The organism is Nostoc sp. (assembly GCF_036919555.1).
In the GTDB taxonomy this organism is placed as follows: domain Bacteria; phylum Cyanobacteriota; class Cyanobacteriia; order Cyanobacteriales; family Nostocaceae; genus Nostoc.
Genome location: NZ_JBALCS010000032.1, coordinates 1 through 6,382 on the forward strand (window position 1 = coordinate 1; position 6,382 = coordinate 6,382).

4 protein-coding genes and 2 pseudogenes are annotated in these 6,382 nt (G+C 37.8%); 5 read left to right on the plus strand and 1 reads right to left on the minus strand.

Translation table 11 applies throughout. The features are described from left to right. Positions 1-102: 102 nt before the first annotated feature. Positions 103-438 (plus strand): annotated as a pseudogene (locus tag V7K36_RS09280) (DUF4365 domain-containing protein); the annotation flags it as partial. A gap of 197 nt (positions 439-635) precedes the next feature. Then, a complete protein-coding gene (locus V7K36_RS09285; protein WP_335115079.1) occupies positions 636-1,370 on the plus strand; it encodes a hypothetical protein in 735 nt (244 codons plus the stop codon). Positions 1,371-1,719: 349 nt separating this feature from the next. Here the strand turns inward: V7K36_RS09285 and menD are convergent, their stop codons facing one another. Further along, the gene (menD, locus tag V7K36_RS09290) at positions 1,720-3,525 is read right to left on the minus strand and encodes a 2-succinyl-5-enolpyruvyl-6-hydroxy-3-cyclohexene-1-carboxylic-acid synthase (RefSeq protein ID WP_335115081.1); all 1,806 of its coding nucleotides are present in this window, start codon (positions 3,523-3,525) and stop codon (positions 1,720-1,722) included. Between the two features lie 129 nt (positions 3,526-3,654). Between menD and folB the strand changes: the two genes are divergently transcribed. From folB to V7K36_RS09305, 3 genes and pseudogenes are all read left to right on the plus strand, one after another. After that, positions 3,655-4,023, plus strand: coding sequence for a dihydroneopterin aldolase (gene folB, locus V7K36_RS09295; RefSeq protein WP_335115083.1), 369 nt, complete (start codon positions 3,655-3,657; stop codon positions 4,021-4,023). Between the two features lie 825 nt (positions 4,024-4,848). Next, positions 4,849-6,132, plus strand: a complete 1,284-nt coding sequence (locus V7K36_RS09300) for a diguanylate cyclase domain-containing protein (RefSeq protein WP_335115085.1) — start codon at positions 4,849-4,851, stop codon at positions 6,130-6,132. 70 nt (positions 6,133-6,202) lie between these two features. Beyond that, positions 6,203-6,304: pseudogene (locus V7K36_RS09305) on the plus strand (maltose acetyltransferase domain-containing protein); the annotation flags it as partial. Positions 6,305-6,382 lie beyond the last annotated feature (78 nt).

Here is a 6,382-nt window from a genome sequence, read left to right on the forward strand (position 1 = left end):
ATTCTTTGTAAAGGTGTTGTCATACTAGATGCAGTTTAGTTTTTATTTTATTCCTTAATTATCTCATAATATTTATATTAAGGATAGGTCTATTTAGAATTACAGCTAAAAGCCCCTTTTAAGAGGAATGTAGTTGGTGCTACGAGTATGAGTTATCCCTTAAAGAAAAAAAACTATGACGATTTAAGATATACTAATGTCTATGTTCCACGCATTTTAGTTGTTGTTGTCTTGGCTGACGATCTAAATAGTTGGTTGTATCAGTGCGAAGAACAATTAGTTATTAAACATTGTGCTTACTGGACATCACTGCGAGGTGAAAAGGAATTACCTATTGGTCAAGAAACTAAGTCAGTGCATTTATCAAAAACTAAAATATTTAATGTAGAAACTCTACAAAAATTGATGGATATAATCTCAAATGGAGGTAATCCATGAAAGCAACTATACGAGACATTGACGTTCTTAAATCCATAAATCCACTAGAAGTTGCTAGCTATTTGGAAACTTAAGGTTGGAAGGAACAAAGGCAAATAAACGATATTGCATCTGTTTGGACATTAGAACTAGCTCAAGGAGACAATGTTGAAATCTTATTACCTCTGAATCCTGAATTTCGAGATTTTTCTGCTCGTATGAGGGAAGTTTTACAAAATCTTGAAATTGTAGAAAATCGTTCTCAGTTAGAAATAATAACTAATCTTAAGACTCCACTAGCAGAAATTATACAAATTTCAGTGAATCATTCAGAAATTATAAATGGGAGCATTCCTATATATCAAGGAGTTCAATTATTTGAATCAGCTAAAAAGCTAATGTGGTCTGCTGCTTCATCTGCTGTACAATCTAAACCTTACTTTAAAGGTTCATTTAGTGAAGTAACTGACTATATGCAAAAATTACGTTTAGGATATACCAAAGAAGGCAGCTATGTTTTAACCCTTATTTCTCCATTAAAAGTTGACAATTATCAATCTTCCAATTGCTTTGAGAGAAAGGTGACTAGAACTCTATTTCAAGCTTTAAATATTATTAGTTTAGCTAACGAGCAAAAACTTTCCGAAAGAGAAGATGTTTTAAATAAAGCGATAGAAGAAGGAGTAAGTGCTAATCTATGTGATGCATTATCACACATGATAAATAATGATAATGATCCAAACCTGAGTTTTAATTTAACTTGTTCAAAAGCACTAGATCATCCATCTAATATTCCTTTAGAAATAAAATTAAACAAACAACTTCTGTCTGTTATTACAGAAGTTAGGAATAAATTAAAATCTCGCAAAAATACTTTGGGTAGAAACCAAAAAGCTATCCTAATTGATACTATTGCATTGCCTTTATCTTCTAAACAAGAACTCAAAAATTAAAGGTTTAGTAATTAAGCTTGAATGGTTTGGTGGAAATGAAAAAGCAAAAGTTACTGTTATAACTATTATAGAAGATGAAGAGAAAGAGATTATTGTTGAAGTTAATCGTAGAGACTATCTAATTGCATTTCAAGCTAATTTAGATCAGCTACCAATAATCTGCAATGGTCACTTAATTAAAGAAAATGAATTATTAGTTTTGAGAGAAGTACAGAATTTTTCTCTATCTCGAAAGAATGTTTAAATTCACTGAATATCAATAGTTTGTTCCTACTTATTCAGGGCTTGTAACACTTGTTGCAAAGGACTTTTAAGTTTAATCCCACAAGCGTTTCACCAAATGGGATAGTTAAATCGCAATATTTGCAGAAAACTTACCCAAATTATCCTGTCGCCACTTAGCATCTGCTTTACGATTCGTTCGCACCTCCAAAACCCGAGTTCCCATAATTGGGAGCGGGTTTAATCTTTGCTGCAACTGTTGCCAAGAAGTAATTAATTCATGCTGCACATTGTAAGTAGCACACAACTGAGCAAAATCAATATCCTGAGGAGTGCCAAAAAACTCTTCAAAGGGTGGGTCAAATTTGGCAATAGGTAACATTTCAAAAATCCCACCGCCATTGTTGTTGATTAACACAATCGTCAGATGCCCAACAAACTTATTGCGGATTAAAAAACCATTGGTGTCATGCAACAGAGCTAAATCTCCAGTTAACATCACACTACTTTGCTGGCGATGGGCAATTCCTAAAGCTGTGGATAATGTGCCATCTATACCATTTGCACCCCGGTTAAAGTGCGATCGCACTCCTAAATTATTCGGTTTCCAGAAATATTCCACATCCCGCACAGGCATACTATTAGCAATAAACAGAGGCGTTCCTGGTGGTAAAATCTGAGAAATTAACCAAGCTGCTTTACTCTCAATTATTTCATCTATTTTCCCCATCGTCTGGTCAACAACTAACCTGACCTTAGCTTCCGCATCACACCATTTCTTTCCATAGTCTGATGAGAAAGATAAATTTCTTTCCTCTGCCTTTATGTCTTCTACAGATATCCGTAAATGCGTCGTCCTCCCGTGCAAAGGGTCGAGGTTTTGGTCACTGGGGTCAATTATCCAGCGTCGGGGTTGGGTTGCATCTATCCAAGTACGCAGTTCTTTACTTGTAGGCATTTCTCCCACCTGAATCACCATTTTGGGCGCTAACTGCTTTGCTAGTTGCTGATTTCGCAAAATCAGGTCGTATGTGGAAATCAAATAAGGGTTGAGTTCGGCATAATTTCTCACTGGGGAGAGTCCCTCTGCCAGCACTGGCCATTTGAGAGCTTGGGAAAGTTGCGCGATCGCTCTACAATATTCCTCTGGTTGCTGTGGTTGGGCAACACCTGCGATAATAATGCCGCGATCGCATTCCTTCCATTCTTTGGGCATAGGGCATGGGGCATGGGGGAGCCAGTGCGGTCTTGGGGTTCCCCCAAGTGGAGCATCTGACGTCATGGGGCATGGGGTGGTGTTTACTATTCCTGCAAAAAAGTCTTCTGGTTGAAACTGTGATTGCAAATAACTCAAGTCAGTTCCATCAGGAAGAGGTGCTAAGGGATCGCGAAAGGGAATATTCAAATGTACTGGCCCCTTTGTAGGAGTTTGCGCCCTTTCCCAGCTATGAATTACCATTTGTCGCAGGTAAGCTAGCATTCCTATGTCGGCGGAGGGTAAAGCTAACTCCGTTTGCCAATTTGGGTAGTTTCCATATAATCTCAATTGATCTATAGTTTGCCCAGAGTGACAATCTCGTAATTCTAGCGGTCTATCGGTGGTTAATATCAGCAGTGGTACGCGACTATATGAGGCTTCGATGACTGCGGAATAAAAATTTGCTCCTGCTGTACCAGAAGTGCAAACTAGTACTACAGGGCGTCCGGTTGCTTGAGCTTGTCCCAAGGCAAAAAAGGCAGCGGAACGTTCATCGAGAATGGAAATCGCTTCAATCTCAGGTACTTGTTGAGCAAAGGCTACTACTAAGGGTGTAGAGCGTGATCCAGGACAAATGATCGCACAAGTCAATCCCAACCGCTTTAGCGTCTCTGTTAAAATATAAGCCCAAAGTTGATTAATATTTTTAAAGGCGATCGGCATTAAATCAAACATAGTTATAAAACAATCTTAAATTTTAGATTTTGTCTAGGGAAATTCAATTTAAAATCCATCTGGGAAAGAAAATCTCCAAGCAAACTTGCTCCACTTTCTACAAAATGCCCAATTTGCTCTCAAACTTTTATGGACTGCATTCATTTAACGGGAATTCGCGGCTATGGCTACACGGGGTATCTACCAGAAGAACAGGTGCTAGGACAATGGTTTGAGGTGGATGTAAAGTTATGGTTGGATATCTCCACAGCGGCCAAGACTGACGCGATCGAAGACACTTTAGATTATCGCAGCGTCATTAGCTTGATACAACATCTGGTCAAAACGTCTAAATTTGCTTTGGTGGAGAAGTTGGTAGCAACGATCGCAGATTCTATTCTCCAAGAATGCGATCGTGTAACACAAGTCCAAGTGATTCTGAGCAAACCTGCCGCACCTATTCCAGACTTTAGTGGCAAAATTAGCATTGAACTGACTAAAACTAAGTCCAATATCTAAAGCACAAAACGACTAGAAAATCCCGTGATCTGCTGATGAGCATTGAACTTGCATATTTTCAGATCACAGGATTTGTGATTAAGTATTAACCAGAAGCGATGAATAGTTCTAAAAGGATGTTTTAAAAGTATTATTGCTAACATCAAAACCTCAGAAACCTAACCCCCCTAGCCCCCCTTCCCTACAAGGGAATGGAGGTTTTAAAGCCTCTCACCGAAGCGGGGAGAGGTTTGGAAGCGGGGTTTTTGGTATACTTTACGACTTTTCAAATATCCTCTAAGTAACACCATCTCACTCACAACTCTAAATTGTTCGCGCAGTTTTCAAACATCCTCTGAGACAAAGACTATTTGTAGACAAAGCAGTATTAAACTCTTTAATTCCAGATAATTATTAATTCTTAGTAGTAGCAAAATATTTATGTTTTTGAAACTCAGTTTTTGATTGCTGATAATTACATGGTAACTTATATTTGATCTTAATTACATGATATTAACTGCATGAACTAATCAAAATTAGCTTTGAAAAGCACAAAAATTATCGGAGTTAATAATATGATGTTATTTGAGCCCTAGTTCAAGATTTATATCAGGCAAGCGCATCTAAAGTATAATAATCCTTTAATAATGAGGGTTTGGGCGTCGGCTGTTTTTTCCATCAAGATCCTTATCCAGCAAAGATTTCATAAATACTGTGTGTTTACCCTGGTATTTGTGTGAAGCAAGAACATAGGTAGTTAGAGATTGTTTATGATAAGAGATGACTTTTCTATCGAGTTAACACTCACAAGAAAAATCGGAACCTTAGCAAGCAGGTTATTTTAATATGTCGATCTGCAAAATCCTAGTTGTTGAGGATGAAAAAATCCCAGCCTCAAATATTAAAAAAATTTTACAAAAACTAGGCTATTCTGTTTCAGAAATAACCAAGTGTAGTGAAGATGCAATAAAAAAAGTAGCAGAAACTCATCCAAATTTAGTATTAGTTGATACCTTTCTACCTGGGCGAATTGACGGTTTACACGTAGGGGATATGATTGAGAGTCATTTACATGTGCCTGTAGTATATCTAACAGAGGGTTCGGAATTTAAAACATTACATAAAAATCATCTAAGTGAGCCTTTTAGTTACATAGTCAAACCATTTCTTGAAAGTGATTTACATTTTGCGATTGAAATGGCTCTGTACAACTACCAGAGCAAAAAGATATTACACGAAGAAAAATACAGGCTAAGGGCAATTATTAACAGTATGGGGTGTGCAGTGATTGTGACTTATGCAAATGGTTGTATTCAAATGATGAATCCCATAGCAGAACTAATCACTGGTTGGAAGCAAAGTGAAGCGTTCGGTAAAGATTTAGTAGAAGTTGTTAACTTAGTTGACAAAGATGGAGGAGAAACAATTAAAAATTTAGCCATACATGTAATCGAAACAGGTGAGGTTTTAAATTTACCAGAAAACTCTACACTGATTACTAAAGATGGCAATGAAATAGCGATTGAGGATAATGTTGCACCCATCCGCGATCAAAATGGCAATATTACTGGCTCGGTTTTAGTTTTTCAAGACATCACCAAACGCAAGCAGACAGAAGCGGGACTAATTCACAATGCGTTTTATGATGGGTTGACAGCATTACCGAATCGTGTTTTATTTTTAGACCGGCTCACACAAGCAATTGAACGTAGCAGACGCAGAAGCGATTATTATTTTGCAGTTTTATTTTTGGATTTAGATGGCTTCAAGGAGATTAACGATCGCTTTGGGCATGGAATTGGGGATGATTTTTTAGTAGCGATCGCTAGACGTTTAGAGTCGTGTTTACGCAGTGCCGATACTATAGCACGATTTGGTGGTGATGAGTTTACTGTTCTTTTGGAGGATATTAAAGACATTACCGATGCCACCAATTTTGCTAAACGTGTTCAAGACTCCTTGCGATTACCACTTCACCTCAATGGACATGAATTATCTGCTACAGCCAGCATTGGTATTACTGGGAATTTTAAAAATTATGAGGAGGCTGCAACTTTGCTGCGGGATGCTGATATTGCGATGTACCGAGCTAAACGGCAGGGAAAAGATACTTATGCCATATTTAATTAAGCATGGAATATGCTACTCTAGCCGCTACTAAGGTGTATCACACATAACCGAGAAGCCCCATAAGTCTGTCATGGAAAAAACCGAAAAACAGAAAATGCTCGCAGGCGAATTATATCTGGCGGAAGATTCAGAATTGGCTGCCGAAAATAAACGAGCTAGTACAGTACGGCGTAAATAAACAGACCATATTAGTGGGAGAATAAATAATCAGGTTAAAACCAGTTTCGCAGAGCATATCAAGGAATCAGGG

What these genes read in the sequence shown, in the direction of transcription:
- V7K36_RS09285 (WP_335115079.1), top strand. Translation starts at nt 636, where the DNA reads ATGAGGGAAGTTTTACAAAATCTTGAAATTGTAGAAAATCGTTCTCAG.
- menD (WP_335115081.1), bottom strand. Translation starts at nt 3,525, where the DNA reads ATGTTTGATTTAATGCCGATCGCCTTTAAAAATATTAATCAACTTTGG.
- folB (WP_335115083.1), top strand. Translation starts at nt 3,655, where the DNA reads ATGGACTGCATTCATTTAACGGGAATTCGCGGCTATGGCTACACGGGG.
- V7K36_RS09300 (WP_335115085.1), top strand. Translation starts at nt 4,849, where the DNA reads ATGTCGATCTGCAAAATCCTAGTTGTTGAGGATGAAAAAATCCCAGCC.